A 19,254-nucleotide genomic window follows, 5' to 3' on the forward strand; every position below is an offset into this window, starting at 1 on the left:
TTCCCTTTCTGACTTTACGCTGATAAATTGGCAAAAATAATTGTTCCCTTCTTTTTCAACCATATACAAAGTACCACACTTGCTATCGCAAATGCAACCAAAATCACCGCAAAATACAAAGAAACTCCCATTGGATACGCCGTCGTATAATAAAGCACCGACAGCACTATGGAAACAACCCATCCACCAAACATCGAAATCACAACACTAAGACTCTGCTTAATCGGCGCCAGCTCATTTGTCCAGGATAGATTTGGCATCTGCAATCCAAGAAACAATCCAAACAATGTAAGGAAGATTGCAAACACAATCGGCACTATCAAACCAAGAATAGTTTCTATCCCATGACTTGGCATCACAAATACAAAACAGATTTCGCACACAATAAGCGGCACGATGGTAAGCAAGAGCTGCACGCTAAGTTTGGCACGAAGCATCTGCCACAAATCCATCGGCAATGACTGTGCAATCCAAATATTTTTTCCTTCCAGCGATACCGACGGAACAACCATGTCATTCATCGACGCTAATAAACTAAGTGCAGTCACAACAAGGACAATCAGCATGCCCTCTCTTTCGCTTCCGGAAATCATATTCATGAAATCCAAAATGTCATTTCCCTTAAAAAGCATGACAACACCAACAATTGGAAGTGCAATCACACCAAGCCCGCAATTGAGCATATAATTCGGACTCGATAAAAACCGCCCAAACTCCTTCTGCAAAATTGCCATAAAAGGCGTTTTTCTCTTTTCTTTTTTCTCTTTGTAAACAATCTTTTTCACACTGCCGCTCGAAGTCGCAATCTTAATAAAACTCCGCGACAAAACAACAAATGTCAGTGCACATAACACGGCAATGACAGCCGTGTAGAGAATCATTGCTAAAAGGTCGCCCTCTCCGATTTTTCCAAACAGATAAAACGGATATGCACTCCCCTTTACCTTTTCCCCGTAAACAGCCGCATTTATAAGAAGATTTTGAATCAAATCCTGCGCCTTAAAATAAACAAAATAATACAGAGCAAAAAAACATAGTGACAAAATCACGGTAATAAAACTTTTATTCTTTAACTTCAAGCTTATCTTTGCCACGCACCAGCCAAGCACACAGGATAAAATTAATACCAAAAGAGAAATTAACAAAATCAACAGCACCGGACCAACAACGGTTAAAGGTGTTGCCTCAACTTCAATCCAATAAACAATAACTGCCGGCAGCATCACAATTGCCGAATACATGAGTCCCATTAAGTACACGCTGACAAGCCTTATTGTCAGAATACTCCGGATAGGAATTGGCATGGACAACAATAAATCATTATCCTTTGACAAATACAAACCGGAATAGGTATTAAACACACTTCCGAATGTGCCAAGTGCAATTGCAATCATTCCCATAATAAGAAAATACAGCCATTTCATATTTACCATGGCAAATGGCTTACATAAAGAATCTGCCAAATAAAAAAACATTCCCCCCACAATACCAACCATAAGAATAATGAAAAAACCAAAGAACAAAACGGTAGAAAAAACCGATCGTTTTTTGTTCTTTTTGGCATCATAAAAATAGGCACGGAAAATTTCTGTCATCTGTTTTTTCAAAAGTATACGAAACATCATTCTCCCTCCAATTCCAAAAATACCTCTTCTAAGCTGTCGTCACCCTTTACTTCCTGCATGGTACCGGATTGAATCAATTGTCCATTTCGGATAATCGCCACTTTGTCACACAATTTTTCTGCCACTTCCAGTACGTGTGTAGAGAAAAAGATAGCACCTCCCTCATCACATATCTCACGCATCATCTGTTTTAAAATGTGTGCTGCTTTCGGGTCAAGTCCGACAAACGGCTCATCCATTATAATTAACTTTGGCTCATGAATCCATGCAGATATAATCGCAAGTTTTTGCTTCATACCATGTGAGTAGGAAGCAATCGGCTGCGCAAGATTTTCTGTCATCTCAAACAAATCAGCATATTTGCGGATTCTCTCCTGCCGTTTTTCTTCCGGCACGCCAAAAATATCCGCAATAAAATTTAAGAATTTGATTCCCGTCATAAATTCATACAAATCCGGATTATCCGGAATATAAGCAATTTTTTGTTTGCAGGCAAGCGGATTTTTGCGGATGGATTCTCCTTTAATGAAAACTTCGCCTTTATCAAATTGAAGAATCCCGACAACCGCTTTCAGTGTTGTCGTTTTTCCCGCTCCATTGTGACCGATAAAACCATAAATTTCACCCGGCGCAATACGAAGGGAAAGATTATCTACTGCCCTTTTTTCACCATACGTTTTTGTCAAATTCTCTATTCTTAACATTTTCTTTCACTCCTTATAATTATTGGGAAAGGAAGTCACGCCGGTACTGCGATGGTGTAATTCCCTCTGATTTCTTAAATACTTTCGTAAACACGCGGTAATCACCATAACCGGACTGCTCTGAAACTTCCGCGATCGAAAGCGAGGATGAAAGCAGCAGTTTTTTTGCGTGCTCCATCCGAATGTTTGTAAGGTATGTCAGAAAATTTACTCCTATTTCGTTTTTAAATAACTGACTGATGTACTGCGAATTTAAATGAAATTCTTCCGAAAGAATATGCAAACTAACGTCTTCCGAAAGATGTTCCTGCATATATTTTGTAATTCCGGTTATGACACGTTCTTTTTTCACAACCGGTTTTTCCTTTACTTCGTTATTGTAAAGACTAATTTTCAACCGGTCAATACAAGAGCCAAATTCCTCGTAATTGACCGGCTTCAAAATATAGTCCGTAATCTGCATCCGCAGAGCCTCCCTGCAATATGAAAAATCATCGTAACCGGAAACAATCACAAAAGCCATGGACGGATATTTCACCCGGCTTAACTGAATCACTTTCAGTCCGTTAATAATCGGAATATTAATATCCATAATCACAATATCAGGCTGCTCCTCATCAATTTTTGTAATTGCTTCCATTCCATCCGCTGCCTCGCCGACAACGACACACTCATGGGTTTCCCAGTCAAACAACTTTTTAAACCCTTCCCGAATCATTATCTCGTCATCAACCAACAGCACTCGCAGTTTTTTCATTTTGCGTCCTCCTCATGCGGCAGCAGTAATCGTGCCGTCACTCCGCCGGTTTCATTTTCCATATAACTGAGTCCATACTTTGGACCACACAGCAATTTGATTCTTTTTTGCACATTTAAAATACCAATGCTGTTTCCCTCTAGTTTTGCCTGCTTCTTGTCGTAGTGAAGAAGCATCTCATCAATGATATCTTTTCTGCCATCCGTAAATCCACTTCCGCTGCCGCGAATCAGGATTTCGATTGCATTCCCCTCTTTTTTTGCCGTAATGACAACCTCCCCCCGGTACCCTTTGTTTTTCAAACCATGCAGCAAACTATTTTCAACAAGTGGCTGTAAAATAAAATTCGGAACAAGACATCCTCCCAAATCCGGGTCAACATCATACTCACACCGAAGATTCGGATATCGGTAACACATCAAATCCATGTAAGCTCCCAAAAGCTCTAACTCATCATCAAGTGCTACCATTTGTCTGTCCACTTTCACACTGATGCGAAAAAAATCGACCAATCGCATCAATAAAGCCGCTACTTTATTATCCCCATTAAGCTGCGCCTGAATTCGTATCGTGTCGAGTGTGTTATAGAGAAAATGCGGATTCACCTGACTTTTTAAATAGAGCATTGACATTTTCTGCTCGGTCAGCTCCGCCTTTAAAATATCCGGATTTTCCAAAGTCAGATAAAAGGACAACGTCATCAATGTAATTCCCATTCCACTGATTAGCCACGTTGGGTATGCCCCCTGCAAGCCGCACACCAAAAATTCAACCCAAAGTGCTACTCCAATCGCAAACTTTTTCTTCGGATGAATCTGTTTCCGGTTCCAGATTAAAATTCCTGCACACAGTGCCAAATAAATCGCGACTCCGCCATAACTGGCAATCACATAAGCACCTGCCGAATAGTTTCCATTTGGCGTTTGTATGTATACAATCGGAAAAACAAGTGCAATGATTTCCAACACAATCAAAAAGATTTTCGCCGGCCAGTCAAAAATCATTTTCTTCTTGGTCTCTTCCTCCACAACAGCAGCAATGTACCGGTAAAACAAGTACAAAACACCTGCCATCGTTCCGACAAACACCCGGTGAAATGCATCGTTTACTGCGATTGGCACCTGCTCCAAATGATTTACCGTATAAATCGTTACCGCATCAAAAACAAGATGAACGATTACAACCAGCAGCAAAACAGAAAATGTCCGGTGCAGTTTCGTATGTTTTCTCTCTGCCGAATAATACATATACGCAATAAATCCTAAAATGATAATAAGCGCAATTTCCATTCGAAGCACTCTTTCACCCCCCGACACAATAATTATAATCTGCCATGAAAAAAAGTAATAGGTGGATATTTTATGTAAATGTGTCTATTTTATAGATTTGGTTGTTTTTATCATATCATAAATTGTTGGTGGGATAAAATGTTTGTTAGTATTTTTTTGGTTTCTATTAAATTACTGCAATCCCAAAAAACTGGCAACAAATATTTAACTACTGCTCCCGGACATACTCTTCCAGCGTAATGCCCCGCCGCGCAATTTCTTTTGCGGCTTTTTTTCCTACATAACGAAAATGCCACGGCTCATACGAATAACCGGTTACTGTTTCACGCCCTTTTGGATAACGAAGCACAAATCCATAATCTTTACAGTGCTTTTGTAACCATTTGTTCTCCGGCGTATTCTCCTGTGCGCGGTTTAATAATTGAAAATTCTTTGCCGTGATATCCACACACAGTCCTGTTTGATGTTCACTAAATCCGGGTGGCGCAACCGTGCGGAGTGCATCCTTTTTTGCCGCTTTCGAGCTCATTCCCAGCCGCTCATTTTTTTGAATTTCCTCTTGTAAAAGCTTGCTTTGTTTTGCATGACTGCGGTAAGCACTGGAAACAACAATTGAGTAACTCGGATTTTCCCTTTCACAATCAAACCACATAGCCCTAAGTGAGGCATACATTTTTTCTGCGACAAATTTTCCATTTTTCAGACGAACCAAAGGCAGATGAAAATCTTCCGGCATTTTGTTGTCTTTGTTTACTAACACCAAAAGTGAATTCCCTTTTTTCTGCTTTGCTGCTTTTACAGATTCTACCTTCTGCTCCACTTTCCCCATCCCCATCCTATTTTGGTTTTCCGTCTTATCTCCTTTTGCATCAATCATCAAATACATACCAACTAAAATGCTGTCAAAGAAAAGCACAAAAACCAGAATTAAAATTAAGTATCGTCTGCTTCTTTTACTCACAAAAAGACCTCCTTTCAGACTACGATACAATCATAAAATGAACTTGTATCTTTTTGCCCAAAAGAAGGTATCTTTTTTGTATCATTTCATCGTGCTTGACGTGCTTGAATCCGCATAACCATTGGAATATAAAGAACCCGACATATCGAAATCATCCTCCGATGCGATTCCACCCAAACTAATCTTTATATTACTGTATTTGCCGGCAGTCGGATTTTCCCATATTACGGTTCTCACAGGAACAACACTATTGTTCTTATTGGAAAAAACGGCAATATTTTGAACTAATATTAACCTGGCAATCATATCATGGCTGTAACTTTCTTTTTCCCATTTTGCACCATAATATTCTTCTAATTTCCTTTTAATTCTTTTTATAAATTTCGCCGCCCCTGCTTTCTCCGATACATGATTTCTAGTTAAAAATTTTAATGGTTCTCCTCCCTCAGCACTAAAATATAGAATCTTTTCAAGTGCCAAATCAAACCCAATCCAATAATCGGAATTTTTATATGAAAAAGATAAAATCCAAATTGGAAATCCATTGGTTCCGTACTCCTGCTGAATCGAATAATACGATGCCTGTTTGAAACTTTTTTCAAGATTTTTGGATAACCTTGAAAAATCCATAATTTTTAACTCCGTAAATTTTTTCAATTGTGTATTCAGCTTTTCAAAAAATTTGCCATCGTATTCCAAAAGTTGATTTTTATTTTTCGTTTTAAACAAATAGAGCTGATTTGGCGATGCCGACAAAATATCCATTTTTTCGGCATACGATAATTGCATTCCTATATTCTTTTTCGATGTTGAATCTTTCGTAATCACAGCCTGCCCTAAATCCTTTTTTTCCTGCATTTGATTCACGATATTTGGCACCCACTGTACACCGGCAAAAACTAAAACGACCACCACAATCATCAAAAAAATTCTGATTCCTTTTTTCATTCTTCGCCCTCCAAAGAAAACCAAATCGTAATTTTTGTTCCCTCATTTTCTTTGCTTTCAATTTTCCATTCTGCATGATGCAAACGGACAATTTCAGCACAAAGCGTCATACCAAGTCCTGCGCCCCCCTCTTTGCGGGAGCGAGATTTGTCAACCATATAAAAAGGCTCCAAAATATTTTTAATCTCGCTTTCCGGAATTCCTTTTCCTTCATCTCTTACCGTAATGGCATAGCGGTTTTCTTCACATTTACCCGTCAGCCGGATATGCCCGCCGGCCTGCGATGCCTTTGCAGCATTATCCACCAAGTTTACTAAAAGTGAAATAAATAAATCTTTTTCCAGCAAAAGCACTGCCTCATCAAATGATGCCTCCAAAATAACTTCCTTTTTTTGAAGTCCCTGTGCTGTAATCTGTTTGACCTCTTCAATCGCCTCTCCTACATTTACCGGCAAAAATGAAATTTCACCTTTTTGCAAAACAAACAATTCCAGCAATTTATACGAGAGTGATTCTAACCGTTTTCCCTGTGAAAAAATATAGTTTGCCGCCGTCAGTTCTTCCTCTTTTGAAAGAGACATCGAGCGAAGCAATTCCGCATAACCAATAATCGACGTCAGTGGTGTTTTCAATTCGTGGGCAAATGCAGCGGTAAACGCTTCCTGGCTCTTTACGTGTTCCTCCAACTGCTCCATTTTTTCCTGAAGTTCATCTGCCATCTGGTTAAAGTCAATGGCAAGCTTTGCAATTTCATCCGTTCCCCGGATTTTAGCACGTTCTTCCATCTGCCCGCCGGCAAACGCCCACGCCGTCACGGACAGCGCTCGAACCCGATAGGTTAATAGATACGAAATCACAAACGACAAAACCGCGCAGCATATCAAAACAATCAAAACGATGTAATGATACATCTTTGTCATGTCATCCCGCTTTTGAAAAATTTCCTGCAAATTCGTTTGCGTCTCAATATAATATCCATTCATATCCGCTGTCACAAATAAATAACTGACTGTCCGCAGATAATAATTTTCACCTTTTTGACAGACCTGATAAATTTTGTGGGACTTATCAACATTTTCTAACAAAGAAACGTCTTCTGTTTTTTTCGTCGAAGAAAAAATCGTTTTCTTCTTTTTATTGTACACAAAAAAATCAGTGCCTTTTTCCAAGAGACTTTCCTGCAGTGAACTTATAATTTCTTTCATAGAATGATTTTGTTTTGTAAAATAATCTGCCGGCACGGCACTCACCGCATTTTGCAAAGCAGTTCGATACAGCTCATTCCGGCTCATCCCCATCTCAATTTCCCGCTGCAAAGAGGTTTTGAAAGAAGCAGAAATCATCCATGTTCCGCTGACCGCAAACGTAAGGGAAATAAGTATAAAAAAACTAATAAACATTTTCCAGTAAAATTTCATGTTACACCTCCAGCCGATATCCAACTTTGTAAACCGATTTAATTCGATTTCCCCAGTTCATTTTCTTCCGCAGCCTCTGCACATGTAAATCTACGGTACGGCTGTCACCCATATAATCATTTTCCCATATATTTTCATAAATTGTTTCACGATACAAAGCAATATTTTTATTGCGCACAAAAAACAAAAGCAGTTCAAACTCTTTGAGCGTAAGCATAATCTGCTTTCCATTCTGCGTAACTGTCCGCGAAGAAACATCAATTACCGTATCAAAAATCTCAAACGTGCCACCCACTTTGTGGTAACGCCGCAAAACCGTTTCCACACGCGCCAAAAGCTCAATCATTTCAAATGGTTTTGTAATGTAATCATCAGCACCTGCGCGAAGCCCTTTCACACGGTCATTCAATTCGCCCATCGCCGTAATAAAAATAACGGGCGTTTCTTTTGTTTTTATGTATTCCAGCAATTCATATCCATTAATTTCCGGAAGCATGATATCAAGAAGAATCAAATCATAATTATTATTCTCGATACAATCTGCCGCTTCCAATCCGTCCATCGCCTGTTCACAGTGATATCCCGCCTTCGTAAGGCTCATTTTAATCAAGTCAGAAATTGCCTCTTCATCTTCCACAATCAGTATCTTTGTCATTTACATCCTCCTTACCACCTGCTATCATACATCTTTTTTGTATCTATTTTGTATCGGAACCCTTTCCATATAAAACTTCCAGTTTCGCAATAAAATCTTCCAGAATAAACCGCGAATCCACCGATGTATACACCCGAATTTTCGGTCTTCCTTTTTCAAATTTATTGGTCGTGTCATCAAGTATAATCGGCGCCTCGGTTTCATGATAAAATCCACAATCCGGATCAAGCACCACACCAACCGCCGGCGAATCACCTAATGTCCAGCTCTCCCCTGCTGTCCATCCCGCATGTTCCGAATGATTATATGTTTCCATATTTTCAAATAAATGTCTTCCAATTTCTCCGCATGGCGCAATCCGTCTCTCAATCTCAGCAAGACTAATTCTCATTTTTCCATACACATCATTTGGAATCTGCCAAAAATTCACACCACTGTTTAACACATAGTTAATCGCCTCAACATCATTTCCCGCATTGAACTCACGCACTTCAGGCGTGCTGTACGCATGCCCCTGTCCACCAATCCACACAATCGTCATGTGTTTTGCAATTTCCTTCTTTTTCATCATCGCACTCGCCACATTGGTAATCGCCCCAATGCATAGCACAAACAATGGTTTTTCATCCACCCTCATTGCTTCTTCAATCAAAAAGTCAGCCGCAGGTGAAACTTCCTCGCCCTGTTTTTTCTCAGAAATTTTTGTTTCCTCTCCCATAAAAACGGGAACTTCTTTTTTCATTGCACGCAAAACCGTCAAAATTTCTTCGTAACTCTGTCGCGTACTTCCCTCTCGATTAAACTGCTCAGCAAAAATTGCCCTCACGTCAAACTTCTGGCACATCAACGCGTGGGCAATTGCAAATGGGTCATCTGCCTCACAGGCAGCATCCGTGTCAATAATGACACGGACTTTTTTATCTTCTGATACCTTGTACTGAAACGGCATGGTAAATCTCCTTAATTAAAAAACTACAACTAACAACATTTTAAACTGCTCTTTTCCAAATACAGCATGAGGGTGTTTTGCCGGCATAACAATAGACTCCCCTTCATGAAGTTCATAATCAACACCATCAATTGTGATTTTGCCAACGCCATCAAGACAAGTAACAAAGGCATCACCGCCTGATTCATGTGTACTGATTTCCTCGCCCTTATCAAATGCAAATAAAGTTACACTCAAATGCTCATTCTGTGCTAATGTCTTTGATACTACTTGTCCTGGCTGGTAAGCTACTTCATCCTTTAAAACCAAAACCTTCGACATATCCATATTTTTTATTCCTGTCATTTTTATTTCCTCCTGTATATTTGTGATATTAGTATACCATTTAATATAGTATAATTATAGGAAAATATACGTTGTTATGACAACGAAGGGGGAGTTTATTTATCAAGTGACTTCCTTTATCATCTTTGCCAATTTTCTCATTTGTTTTATCGTATCTTCATATGCAACATAATCGTCTGAAAAATAATAATTTCTTTATCTTCATGCAGATACATATTTCACCCCTGTTTCATAAATTGCTTTATAGATTTTCAATGGATAATATGCCAATAACTTATCCACCTGCTCTCTTGTAATTCTGTGTTCATTAGCATAGTTTGTCAAAATCTTTCCACATTTTTTCATATCTTCCTCTGCTGATTTATCAATATCCTTCAAACAATCAAGTAATTGAAGAACATATGCATTTTCCTCCGTAATTGTAACCGCAGGTCTTCGAATCAAATATTTTTGATTTTTAATGCTAACTTCTCTAACCTGTGCAGGTGCGTAATTACTAGTAATCTCCTCCTTAATTGGTACTTGAGTTGATAATCCAAGCCGGTTTGCAAGAGTGTAGCCTGAATAAAAACCAACTCTCTTTCCCCTACGATAAACATATTTATGAAGCGCAACTGTCTCAGCAGAAATAGTAGATTTTTCACCAAAAATATTAATCCTAGGAATATAGTAAATTCCTGAATCAAATCGGTCAATTATCCCTTCATCTGTCATTTTTTTTAAATGATACCTTATATTTTCCTCTGTCATTCCCTTAATAACAATATCCATGAGAAAAATTGGTTCGCCTTTTTCATAATTGTTAACTAAATAATCATATAACATATTGTCACCCACTTTCAAGAAGTAAATACATTTTTTACTTATCGTTAGTATATGATTATTTTTATATTTTGTCAAATATGTTTTGTGACTTCTTTGTTAGGAATAGCATTTTACATCAATCACAATAACTTACTCACTTGACTCTTAAAAGACCAATTCAAACTTGATGAGTTATTAATCATGTTAAAGTCATTCACTGTTTGATTTTCATCAGCATTGCCAACCAAATAGCGTAATATCAAAACATCAGCAAAAGTAAATGGCATTACCTCATCTTCAAATTGTAATAATGACATATACTTCACCCAAATCACCAGTACCATACAGGTTTCTATTTTCCGAAAAATTATATTCAAAAATCTTATATATCTGTAAATCCTTCAACTTCTGATCTGTATATAATTCAATATTGCGAATCTGCTCGTAGATAAATACCCCTTCATCAAAGAAATCAAACAAAATATTCTCAGGACCAGCCTTTTAGAAATGAATAATAACATTTGTATCTAAAGAGGCTCTCAATCGTCTATTCCTCCTATCAAATCATCTAAATCATCATCGTCATCAGAGAACTCAACAATTTTGTCACTTACATCATCTATGACAAGTTTATAATAAGCGAGTACGCGTTCCAATGTTTCTTTTGGAATTGCATTATGATTATAATTATAGATAACATAATCAATATACTCATGCGGTATATCAAATACTTCGCTAGGCTCATTCAGCTTGCTATTACCACCAACCGCGCGAAGTAAATTTCCAACTTTCATCTCTGTCTTAATATTATCAAGCCGCATCTTTTGGTCTGTATTAATCACACCTAGGCTTTCCAATCGATTTAATGCCATATCAAAACTAACATTAAACTCAGACATAATTCTGGCAATATCCATTGCCGATAATCCACATTCCTGAAAATTTTGAATCTCCAAATCAATAAATCTATGAACATCATCGGATGGCATTAACAAACAAGCGGCAAAATAGTTTGCCTCCTGTTCTTTTTCATCTGTACTTCTCCCATTTACTGTTACACTATCATCAATAAATGTGTTTTCATCATAAATCCAAGATCTGCATTTTCTCCCAGCGGATACCTAACTAATTTATAACCCATTCTTTCACATTCTTTGAACAGATTAATGATACCATATCTGCCAATTTTACAATTTGCCCTAAAATAATCAGCTTTTATACGAATTTCGCGCTTTCGTGAATCCAGCATTAAACTTACCCCCTAAAACTTATCTTGTGCTGAATCTTTTCACACATATGCTTATTCGCATAAAATAAATCCAGCATATCAAATATTTTTTTAGAAGATTCGTTTTACTCTACATTCACAACCTTAAGCATATTTGTCGTTCCGGATATTCCGATTGGAACACCCGATGTAATCACCGCCAAATCACCTGATTTCAAAAGTCCGGAAGATTTTCCTTTATCTACCGCATGGTCAAACAAAGCAAATACATCCGTTTTCTCATCCAGTAATATCGGACATACACCCCACGACATTGCCATCTGACGCCAGACTCTTTTCGACGTCGTTCCACCGAGAACCGGACATGCCGGGCGGTATCTGGAAATCATACGTGCGGTTCTTCCGGATTTTGTCACCGCAACGATGGCTGAAGCATTCAAATCGTATGCCGTTGTACAGGTTGCATGACAAACAGCCTCTGTAACATCCGGTTTTTCATGGCGGCCACGATGATAAAAACGTTTTTCATAATCAATATCCGCTTCCGTGCGATTCGCAATCCGCACCATCGTCTGAACCGATTCCACCGGATATTTTCCGGCAGCAGTTTCACCTGAAAGCATAATGGCACTTGTGCCATCGTAAATTGCATTTGCCACATCGGCAACTTCTGCTCTTGTCGGTCTTGGGTTTTTCATCATCGAATCGAGCATCTGCGTTGCCGTAATTACCTGCTTGCCCGCTTCGTATACTTTTCCGATAATCATTTTCTGCAAAATAGGAACTTCTTCTTCCGGCAGTTCCACACCCATATCACCACGTGCAACCATAATGCCATCCGACGCTGCAATAATTCCATCAATATTTTCAACGCCCTCGCAGTTTTCGATTTTGGCAATGATATGAATTCCATCACCGCCATTTTCATGCAGAAAAGCACGGATATCTTCAATATCTTTCACAGTGCGCACAAAAGAAGCCGCAATAAAATCTACGTGGTTATTGATTCCAAAGATAATATCACTTTTATCTTTTTCACTCATGTACGGCATATTCAAATGAAGTCCCGGAACATTAACGCCTTTATGGTTTTTCAATTCACAGTCACCGACAACCACGCAGTCAATCTGTGTTTCGTCAACCGCCTCAACAATCATTTCTACCAGCCCATCATCCATCAAAATGCGGGTTCCCGGCTCTACGTCTTCCGGAAGTTGTTTGTATGTGACATATGCCTTTGTCTCATCCCCCAATACTTCATTTGTTACAAGAGAAAACTTTTGTCCCTGTTTCAAATTGACTTTACCATCTTTGAAATCACCAAGTCTAATTTCCGGACCTTTGGTATCTAACAAAGCAGCAATTGGCTTTTGATATTTCTTTCTTAATTCATACAGCTTGTCAATTCTTTTTTGCTGTTCTTCATGGCTGCCATGTGAAAAATTCAGGCGTGCAACATTCATACCACTTTCGATACATTGTTCCAAAATACCATCTCTGTCAGTTGACGGACCAAGTGTGCAAATAATTTTTGTCTTTCTCATGATGCCTCCATAATATTATTTTGCTATCTATTTTTTGTGATAATAGTATCCTCTTTCATTGATATTTCGATTTTTCTTTCCTCTCTTGTATCGATTGCGGCGTGTGCGCTGTTCTTTATGGGTTCTCATCCACCACAGAATCAAAATAGTAATTGCAAGAGCGGCAACTACAAGAATACCGATTGTTAAAACCTTTTTCCATGGGAAAGGTGCCTCATTCGCTTTTTCTACCGCATCCACAAACCATTCGGACATGTCAATACTGTCATTTAAAGTCGGATTTTTCGCATTTTCATAGTAAATCTCAGCACCACCCGCTTCTTTTCCATTATAAGTATATGTAATTTTTCCAATTACTTTCTTTGTCGCACTAACCTGCTGTGGTGTGTCATAATAAATTACTTTTTTCTGTGCCTTGTCCAAAGTAACACCCTTTGGCAGCATAACCCCGGCTCCCTGTTCCACAGATAAAGGACCCGACTGCTGGTTATAATAGGAACTGTATTTGGTAAACAAATCACTTGTATTTACCGTATTATCTGTCGTTGTTCCAATTTCATAGCGTTTGTAATTTTCAAAACAATAATTCAAAATTCTTGTCGTATCGGTATACTCATTAGCATCCGGCGCCGTCCAAGGGGAATTTGGTGCACGCATGATAACAGAAACCAATGTTGTTCCGTTTTTCTTTGCATAAGTTACAAGCGTATAACGACACTTTGATGTATATCCCGTTTTGCCGCCCACGCAGTATTCATACAAATATTGGGTAAATGTGCTTGGATAAAGCATACCATGATGATTATGAAGATAACGTTTTGCGTGTTTTTTCGTTTTATTAATGATATAGCGTTTCGTTCCGGTAATTTTTGCAAATGTAGGATTTTTATAGGCTTCCTGTGAAATCAATGCCATATCGTGTGCCGTCGTATAATGATTTGACATCCACAAACCGTTTGCATTTGCAAAATTAGTTCCTGTACATCCGAGTTCTTTTGCCTTTTGATTCATCATCGCAACAAAATTATCAATGCTTCCTGCGACATGCTCCGCCACACCATTACAAGCTTCATTCGCTGACATAAGAAGAATGGCATATAAACTGTCTTCCATTGACAATTTTTCACCCGGCTGAATTTCAATATTAGAAGCACCCGACTCCAAATTTGTCACGGCATTTCTTGAATAAGTAACCGTCTCCGACAACGACGAATTTTCAATAGCAACAAGAGCCGTCATTACTTTCGTAATACTCGCCGGATACTCACGCTTGTCTATATTCTTTTCATATAAAATCGCACCCGACTGAACATCCATTACAATTGCAGATTCTGCAGTAACCGATGGTTTCTTTTTTGCTTCTGAAGTAACGCTTCCTAATAAGAGTCCAATTGCACAAAAAATAAGTGCCGCATATTTTTTTTTCATCTCATGCCTCCAAAAATCATACTATTACTTCTATCATACACGATTTTACCAATTTTTCCAACATCTTATTTGACATAATTTCGATTTATGGTACTATGATGCTATAATTTAAATGTTTACTATATGGAGGATTACTATGCGTTTACGAAATATCAAAGGTTCAAAAGAAGTGATTGCGGCAAGTCCCTATGTCGTTCAGAATCCGGAAGATTACAAAGGAAAATGGTCAGAATTGTTTCACAATAATCATCCTTTGCACATTGAAATCGGCATGGGAAAAGGTCAATTTATTCATACATTAGCTTCCGAAAATCCGGATATCAACTATATCGGCATTGAAATGTATTCAAGTGTTTTGTACCGTGCTTTAGAAAAACAAACCGCAGAGGAAAAACCAAATTTGTATTTTCTGCGATTTGATGCAAAATATCTGGCTGATATTTTTGCCGAACACGAAGTAGACCGGATTTATTTGAATTTTTCCGACCCATGGCCAAAAGACCGCCACGCAAAACGCCGCCTGACAAGCGAGGGCTTTTTAAATCTTTATCATACGATTTTAAATCCGGATGGTTACATTCAGTTTAAGACCGATAATAGGGATTTGTTTGATTTTTCAGTTGAAACAGCCGAAAATTCGCCAATTTGGAATATTAAAGAACTTACTTATGATTTACACCACAGTGAATTTTTGCAAGGCAATATTATGACTGAGTACGAGAGCAAATTTGTCGCAGAAGGAAAACCAATCTGCCGATTTGTTCTTTCCCGCTAATTAGTTGGTAACATAATAGAACCTTTTTCATAGAATAAAGAAAAAGGTTCTATTTTTATGTCTTGTTTTAAACGTATATTATGTCAAAAATTAAATCATGGAAAATGCTCAAAAAAGATACACTGCATCCTCTGCTCCATTGAAGAAATCAAACGATTACTTGGAATCAAAGGTTGAAATATTTTTCTTTTTCAGTTTTTTATCCAAAAACAGTTGCAAAAGATACATAATAACAGCTACTACCGGTACACCAAGGAACATTCCCATCACGCCAAAATAGGCACCGCCAACTGTAATTCCAAAGATAACCCAAAGAGGCTTAATTCCCGTCTGGTCACCCAAAATTTTTGGCCCAAGATACAGACCGTCAAACTGCTGCAAAATCAAAATCATAAGAGCAAAGATAAAGGCATAACGAATATCAATAAACAGATAAATCATAACACCAGGAATTGCACCAATTATCGGTCCGAAATAAGGTATCATATTAGTAATACATACAATCAGACTGAGAAGCAGTGCATACGGCAGTTTCAAAATGGACATTGCAATCAGACAGAGAATTCCGATAATCAGGGAATCAATCATTTTTCCAATCAAAAATCCATTAAAAATGTGGCTGCACTGTTTCATTGTCTCCCAAACTTCCTGCTCTTTCTTTTTCGGAGACAGGGCATATACAACTTTTCTTGCACTTCTTTTCAACTTTTTCATATCCAAAATAATGTAAATGGAAATCACAAGTCCCATCAATACATTATACGACGTCGTCAATAAAGAAGACGAAACATGATAAACATAAGGAATAATCTCAGAGCCATTGCTCATAATTTTCTTATATGCAAATTCCTTGATGTATTCAATTCCTCCACCAAGCCCGATAAACGGAATTTTTTCATTTAATTCCTTCTGGTGTGTAATCATATACTGATATCCATCTTGAATTGTATTCCCGAGTTCACCAATACTTGCCTTTATCTGAGGAATAATATAAATGAGTAAAACGGTGATTACGCCAATTACTACGACATAACTGATGATTACACTAAATGCTTTCTTAATTTTCGCCCCTTTACCAGGTTTCATTCGATTTAGCAGCGAATGGACTCTTTTTACAAGCGGATTAATAAAGCAGGCAAAAAAGAATCCCAATATAAACGGCATCAAAATAGTCAGAAATTTTCCAATAACTGCTAATACAACTCCCCAGTTAGCAATCATTAAAAAGATAATGGCAATAATAGCAACCAAAGCTACAATATACCACATATTCGATACTAATGTTTTCAGAATTTCCAGGCATTTATTTTTTTTCTCCATATATTCCTCCAAGTTTATACAATTTTTTTAAATTATTGCTTGCATTTTGAAATAGAATATTATATAATATTCCTTGCGTGATTGATGAAGCGCCATTAGCTCAGTTGGTAGAGCACCTGACTCTTAATCAGGGTGTCTGGGGTTCGAGCCCCCAATGGCGTACTCCCGAGTCCTTGTTTGGCAGACCTGCAACTGCTGGGTGAGGGCTTTTTTTTGCCCTCATTTTTCTTTATTCAGCAGTCATTGCCTGTTCCAAAGACTGACGTTCTTCTTCCGACAATGTTACAAACACTTCTCCGGATTTTACTTCCTTAATATAAATGTAACATCCCTCTTTGTTACTGTGCATTGAATTCATAATGAATCCATCGTTTTCTTTTGTCAAAAGAGTAAGTACAAAACTCAAAGTTCCGCCAACTTCTTTAAACGCATCATATTTTACCACGCCTACCTTCTGATAAGTCTTCAAAAGGTTTTCGTCAATTATAGCCAAATGCTCATCGACTTCTTTGATTTTGCCATTGATATAATCCATATTGGCAAATTTCTTCTGAAATGCTTCTTCCAGACTTTTTCCATCGGAATCACGCATAAACTCATCATATCGTTTTCTCAGTGAGCTGTTCTTTCCTATTAAAATAAGGCAAAGAATCAATAAAATCAGGATTGCTGCAATCGCACCCAGTAAAACAACATCAACACTTAATCCATAATCACTAAACTGAAACATTTTTTTCCTCCTTGTGAACATATGTTCTTTTATTTGAAGTATCCCAAAATCTTTTCTAAGTCGTCCTGTGAATAATACTCAATTTCTATTTTACCTTTATTCTCGGACTTTCGATTGATTTTTACCTTTGTTCCTGTCTTCAACTTCACTTTTTCTTCCATATCATGGTACAAAAAGTCATTAGAAAGTTCTTTTTTCTTTGTTTTCTTCGCCGGCTGATTGATATTTTTCACTAATTTCTCAACTTCTCTTACACTGAGGTGATCTTTTGCAATCTTTTCGGCAATTTCAAGCTGTTTTTCACTATCTTCCAGACCAAGCAGTGCTCTTGCATGTCCGCTTGAAATTTCTTCTTCCATTAAAAGTGTCAACACATCATCACTTAATTTTAACAGACGAAGTGAATTGGTAATAGCAGAACGACTCTTAGAAACTCTCTCTGCCACTTCTTCCTGCTTCAAATTATATTCCTTAATCAAATTTTGATATGCTTTTGCTTCTTCCACCGGATTCAAGTCCTCACGCTGAATATTTTCAATCAGCGCGACTTCCATAATTTCCTGCGGTGAATAATCTTTAATAACAACCGGAACTTCCTTTAATCCCGCTAATTTTGCCGCACGCCATCTTCTCTCTCCGGCAATAATTTCAAAATAATCATCTTTCTTTGCTACTACCAATGGCTGAACAATTCCGTGCTGCTTAATGGAATCACTTAATTCCTGTAACGCTTCTTCATTAAAGAATTTACGCGGCTGCTTTTTGTTTGGCTCCACTTCATTAATTTTCAAAATTGTTTCTCCGGTTTTTGAAACCGTATTCTTGTCCTCTTTTACAGCTCTTTGCGTTGCTTTCGGAGGAATCATGGAATCCAGTCCTTTACCCAAACCTGTTCTCTTGACTGCCATAATTATTTTGCACTCCTTTCAATTACTTCCTTTGCAAGTGCCATATATGCCTTTGCTCCGGTTGAGCGGTTATCATACTGTGTAATCGGAAGTCCGTGACTTGGTGCTTCTGCCAGACGAACACCACGCGGAATAATTGTATCGTAAATTGTCTGATTCAAATTATTTCGTACATTTTCAATTACCTGCATGGACAAATTTGTTCTTCCATCATACATCGTAAATACAACACCATTAATCGTAAGTTTTGGATTCAATCGATCTTTTACAAGATTGATTGTATAAATAAGCTGGCTCAATCCCTCCAATGCATAGTATTCACACTGAATCGGAACCAGTACCGAATCTGCTGTTGTCATAGAGTTAATTGTCAATGTATTCAAAGATGGTGGACAATCAATGATAATAAAATCATATCGATCTTCGACTTCCAAAATAATATCGCGAAGAATATAGTTTCTGTCTTCCATATCCATTGTCTCGATTTCAATACCAGCCAAATTTACGTTAGCCGCTAAAACATCCAAATTTTCAAAAACATCTTTCTGAACACATTCATCAAATGAATTATCTCCAATCATCAACTGATACACTGTTGTCTCTAATTCATCCTTATCAATACCAAGTCCACTGGATGTATTTCCCTGTGGATCCATATCTATAATAAGAACCTTTTTCCCTTGTTCAGCAAGGGCAGCGGATAAATTTATCGTTGTCGTTGTTTTTCCAACTCCACCCTTCTGATTTGCAATTGCCATAATTTCGCTCATACTTATCTTTCTCCAATCATAAAACTTATATCTTTATTATCGCTCACGCAATCCTACAGAACATTATATCATTTCGTATAATGTTTGGCTATATAT

Annotated in this window: 21 protein-coding genes and 1 tRNA gene; 2 read left to right on the plus strand and 20 right to left on the minus strand. The window is 37.9% G+C overall.

The window, feature by feature from the left end; translation table 11 throughout:
* Positions 1–14: 14 nt before the first annotated feature.
* The 16 genes from DW019_RS08540 to DW019_RS08610 form a co-directional block, all read right to left on the minus strand.
* The gene (locus DW019_RS08540) at positions 15–1,625 is read right to left on the minus strand and encodes a hypothetical protein (RefSeq protein ID WP_147353018.1); all 1,611 of its coding nucleotides are present in this window, start codon (positions 1,623–1,625) and stop codon (positions 15–17) included.
* Positions 1,622–2,329 carry an ABC transporter ATP-binding protein gene (locus DW019_RS08545; RefSeq protein WP_118443110.1) on the minus strand — a complete coding sequence of 236 codons (708 nt, stop codon included), beginning with the start codon at positions 2,327–2,329 and terminating at the stop codon, positions 1,622–1,624. Before DW019_RS08545 ends, DW019_RS08540 begins: the two co-directional genes overlap by 4 nt.
* A gap of 19 nt (positions 2,330–2,348) precedes the next feature.
* Positions 2,349–3,086 (minus strand): response regulator, encoded by a 738-nt coding sequence (locus DW019_RS08550; protein ID WP_118443111.1) that lies wholly within the window; start codon positions 3,084–3,086, stop codon positions 2,349–2,351.
* The gene (locus tag DW019_RS08555; RefSeq protein ID WP_118443112.1) at positions 3,083–4,375 is read right to left on the minus strand and encodes a histidine kinase; all 1,293 of its coding nucleotides are present in this window, start codon (positions 4,373–4,375) and stop codon (positions 3,083–3,085) included. The genes DW019_RS08550 and DW019_RS08555 overlap by 4 nt, the downstream gene beginning before the upstream one ends.
* Before the next feature lie 208 nt (positions 4,376–4,583).
* A complete protein-coding gene (locus tag DW019_RS08560; protein ID WP_118443113.1) occupies positions 4,584–5,336 on the minus strand; it encodes a M15 family metallopeptidase in 753 nt (250 codons plus the stop codon).
* An 81-nt stretch (positions 5,337–5,417) separates the two neighbouring features.
* The gene (locus tag DW019_RS08565) at positions 5,418–6,284 is read right to left on the minus strand and encodes a hypothetical protein (protein WP_118443114.1); all 867 of its coding nucleotides are present in this window, start codon (positions 6,282–6,284) and stop codon (positions 5,418–5,420) included.
* A complete protein-coding gene (locus DW019_RS08570; protein WP_118443115.1) occupies positions 6,281–7,702 on the minus strand; it encodes a HAMP domain-containing sensor histidine kinase in 1,422 nt (473 codons plus the stop codon). Before DW019_RS08570 ends, DW019_RS08565 begins: the two co-directional genes overlap by 4 nt.
* 1 nt (position 7,703) lies before the next feature.
* Positions 7,704–8,357 (minus strand): response regulator transcription factor, encoded by a 654-nt coding sequence (locus DW019_RS08575; protein ID WP_118443116.1) that lies wholly within the window; start codon positions 8,355–8,357, stop codon positions 7,704–7,706.
* A gap of 43 nt (positions 8,358–8,400) precedes the next feature.
* Entirely contained in the window at positions 8,401–9,306 is a 906-nt protein-coding gene (locus DW019_RS08580; protein WP_117479264.1) for a nucleoside hydrolase, read from the minus strand.
* A 15-nt stretch (positions 9,307–9,321) separates the two neighbouring features.
* Positions 9,322–9,651, minus strand: a complete 330-nt coding sequence (locus DW019_RS08585; RefSeq protein WP_117479263.1) for a cupin domain-containing protein — start codon at positions 9,649–9,651, stop codon at positions 9,322–9,324.
* A 201-nt stretch (positions 9,652–9,852) separates the two neighbouring features.
* A complete protein-coding gene (locus DW019_RS08590; RefSeq protein WP_117479262.1) occupies positions 9,853–10,476 on the minus strand; it encodes a DUF6088 family protein in 624 nt (207 codons plus the stop codon).
* A gap of 119 nt (positions 10,477–10,595) precedes the next feature.
* Positions 10,596–10,772 carry a hypothetical protein gene (locus tag DW019_RS15060; RefSeq protein ID WP_182431080.1) on the minus strand — a complete coding sequence of 59 codons (177 nt, stop codon included), beginning with the start codon at positions 10,770–10,772 and terminating at the stop codon, positions 10,596–10,598.
* A gap of 222 nt (positions 10,773–10,994) precedes the next feature.
* Complete coding sequence (locus DW019_RS15460) at positions 10,995–11,546, minus strand: ImmA/IrrE family metallo-endopeptidase (RefSeq protein WP_347474414.1); 552 nt, start codon at positions 11,544–11,546, stop codon at positions 10,995–10,997.
* Positions 11,510–11,704 (minus strand): hypothetical protein, encoded by a 195-nt coding sequence (locus tag DW019_RS15465; protein WP_242989424.1) that lies wholly within the window; start codon positions 11,702–11,704, stop codon positions 11,510–11,512. The genes DW019_RS15460 and DW019_RS15465 overlap by 37 nt, the downstream gene beginning before the upstream one ends.
* A 104-nt stretch (positions 11,705–11,808) precedes the next feature.
* A complete protein-coding gene (pyk, locus tag DW019_RS08605; RefSeq protein WP_182431081.1) occupies positions 11,809–13,227 on the minus strand; it encodes a pyruvate kinase in 1,419 nt (472 codons plus the stop codon).
* A 27-nt stretch (positions 13,228–13,254) separates the two neighbouring features.
* A complete protein-coding gene (locus tag DW019_RS08610) occupies positions 13,255–14,655 on the minus strand; it encodes a D-alanyl-D-alanine carboxypeptidase family protein (protein ID WP_118443119.1) in 1,401 nt (466 codons plus the stop codon).
* 136 nt (positions 14,656–14,791) lie between these two features.
* Between DW019_RS08610 and trmB the strand changes: the two genes are divergently transcribed.
* Positions 14,792–15,430, plus strand: a complete 639-nt coding sequence (gene trmB / locus DW019_RS08615) for a tRNA (guanosine(46)-N7)-methyltransferase TrmB (protein ID WP_118443120.1) — start codon at positions 14,792–14,794, stop codon at positions 15,428–15,430.
* Positions 15,431–15,586: 156 nt separating this feature from the next.
* On the opposite strand, the gene DW019_RS08620 is transcribed toward trmB, so the two are convergent.
* A complete protein-coding gene (locus DW019_RS08620) occupies positions 15,587–16,750 on the minus strand; it encodes an AI-2E family transporter (RefSeq protein ID WP_117479257.1) in 1,164 nt (387 codons plus the stop codon).
* A gap of 89 nt (positions 16,751–16,839) precedes the next feature.
* On the opposite strand from DW019_RS08620, the gene DW019_RS08625 reads away from it, so the two are divergent.
* Positions 16,840–16,912 (plus strand) — tRNA-Lys (locus tag DW019_RS08625).
* A 67-nt stretch (positions 16,913–16,979) separates the two neighbouring features.
* Here the strand turns inward: DW019_RS08625 and DW019_RS08630 are convergent.
* Genes DW019_RS08630 through DW019_RS08640 form a run of 3 tightly spaced genes read right to left on the minus strand, consistent with a single transcriptional unit; the run spans position 16,980 to position 19,158 of the window.
* Entirely contained in the window at positions 16,980–17,480 is a 501-nt protein-coding gene (locus DW019_RS08630) for a DUF4446 family protein (RefSeq protein WP_117479256.1), read from the minus strand.
* A 29-nt stretch (positions 17,481–17,509) separates the two neighbouring features.
* Positions 17,510–18,388 carry a ParB/RepB/Spo0J family partition protein gene (locus DW019_RS08635; RefSeq protein WP_117479255.1) on the minus strand — a complete coding sequence of 293 codons (879 nt, stop codon included), beginning with the start codon at positions 18,386–18,388 and terminating at the stop codon, positions 17,510–17,512.
* Between the two features lie 2 nt (positions 18,389–18,390).
* Complete coding sequence (locus tag DW019_RS08640) at positions 18,391–19,158, minus strand: AAA family ATPase (RefSeq protein ID WP_118443121.1); 768 nt, start codon at positions 19,156–19,158, stop codon at positions 18,391–18,393.
* Positions 19,159–19,254 lie beyond the last annotated feature (96 nt).

The sequence above is a fragment of the Clostridium sp. AF37-5 genome (genome assembly GCF_003477605.1).
GTDB lineage: Bacteria > Bacillota > Clostridia > Lachnospirales > Lachnospiraceae > Eubacterium_F.

What these genes read in the sequence shown, in the direction of transcription:
- DW019_RS15060 (WP_182431080.1), bottom strand. Translation starts at nt 10,772, where the DNA reads ATGTCATTATTACAATTTGAAGATGAGGTAATGCCATTTACTTTTGCT.
- DW019_RS15465 (WP_242989424.1), bottom strand. Translation starts at nt 11,704, where the DNA reads ATGCTGGATTCACGAAAGCGCGAAATTCGTATAAAAGCTGATTATTTT.
- DW019_RS08575 (WP_118443116.1), bottom strand. Translation starts at nt 8,357, where the DNA reads ATGACAAAGATACTGATTGTGGAAGATGAAGAGGCAATTTCTGACTTG.
- DW019_RS08540 (WP_147353018.1), bottom strand. Translation starts at nt 1,625, where the DNA reads ATGATGTTTCGTATACTTTTGAAAAAACAGATGACAGAAATTTTCCGT.
- DW019_RS08580 (WP_117479264.1), bottom strand. Translation starts at nt 9,306, where the DNA reads ATGCCGTTTCAGTACAAGGTATCAGAAGATAAAAAAGTCCGTGTCATT.
- DW019_RS08610 (WP_118443119.1), bottom strand. Translation starts at nt 14,655, where the DNA reads ATGAAAAAAAAATATGCGGCACTTATTTTTTGTGCAATTGGACTCTTA.
- DW019_RS08635 (WP_117479255.1), bottom strand. Translation starts at nt 18,388, where the DNA reads ATGGCAGTCAAGAGAACAGGTTTGGGTAAAGGACTGGATTCCATGATT.
- pyk (WP_182431081.1), bottom strand. Translation starts at nt 13,227, where the DNA reads ATGAGAAAGACAAAAATTATTTGCACACTTGGTCCGTCAACTGACAGA.
- DW019_RS08565 (WP_118443114.1), bottom strand. Translation starts at nt 6,284, where the DNA reads ATGAAAAAAGGAATCAGAATTTTTTTGATGATTGTGGTGGTCGTTTTA.
- trmB (WP_118443120.1), top strand. Translation starts at nt 14,792, where the DNA reads ATGCGTTTACGAAATATCAAAGGTTCAAAAGAAGTGATTGCGGCAAGT.
- DW019_RS08630 (WP_117479256.1), bottom strand. Translation starts at nt 17,480, where the DNA reads ATGTTTCAGTTTAGTGATTATGGATTAAGTGTTGATGTTGTTTTACTG.
- DW019_RS08555 (WP_118443112.1), bottom strand. Translation starts at nt 4,375, where the DNA reads ATGGAAATTGCGCTTATTATCATTTTAGGATTTATTGCGTATATGTAT.
- DW019_RS08590 (WP_117479262.1), bottom strand. Translation starts at nt 10,476, where the DNA reads ATGTTATATGATTATTTAGTTAACAATTATGAAAAAGGCGAACCAATT.
- DW019_RS08585 (WP_117479263.1), bottom strand. Translation starts at nt 9,651, where the DNA reads ATGACAGGAATAAAAAATATGGATATGTCGAAGGTTTTGGTTTTAAAG.
- DW019_RS08550 (WP_118443111.1), bottom strand. Translation starts at nt 3,086, where the DNA reads ATGAAAAAACTGCGAGTGCTGTTGGTTGATGACGAGATAATGATTCGG.
- DW019_RS08545 (WP_118443110.1), bottom strand. Translation starts at nt 2,329, where the DNA reads ATGTTAAGAATAGAGAATTTGACAAAAACGTATGGTGAAAAAAGGGCA.
- DW019_RS08570 (WP_118443115.1), bottom strand. Translation starts at nt 7,702, where the DNA reads ATGAAATTTTACTGGAAAATGTTTATTAGTTTTTTTATACTTATTTCC.
- DW019_RS08620 (WP_117479257.1), bottom strand. Translation starts at nt 16,750, where the DNA reads ATGGAGAAAAAAAATAAATGCCTGGAAATTCTGAAAACATTAGTATCG.
- DW019_RS08640 (WP_118443121.1), bottom strand. Translation starts at nt 19,158, where the DNA reads ATGAGCGAAATTATGGCAATTGCAAATCAGAAGGGTGGAGTTGGAAAA.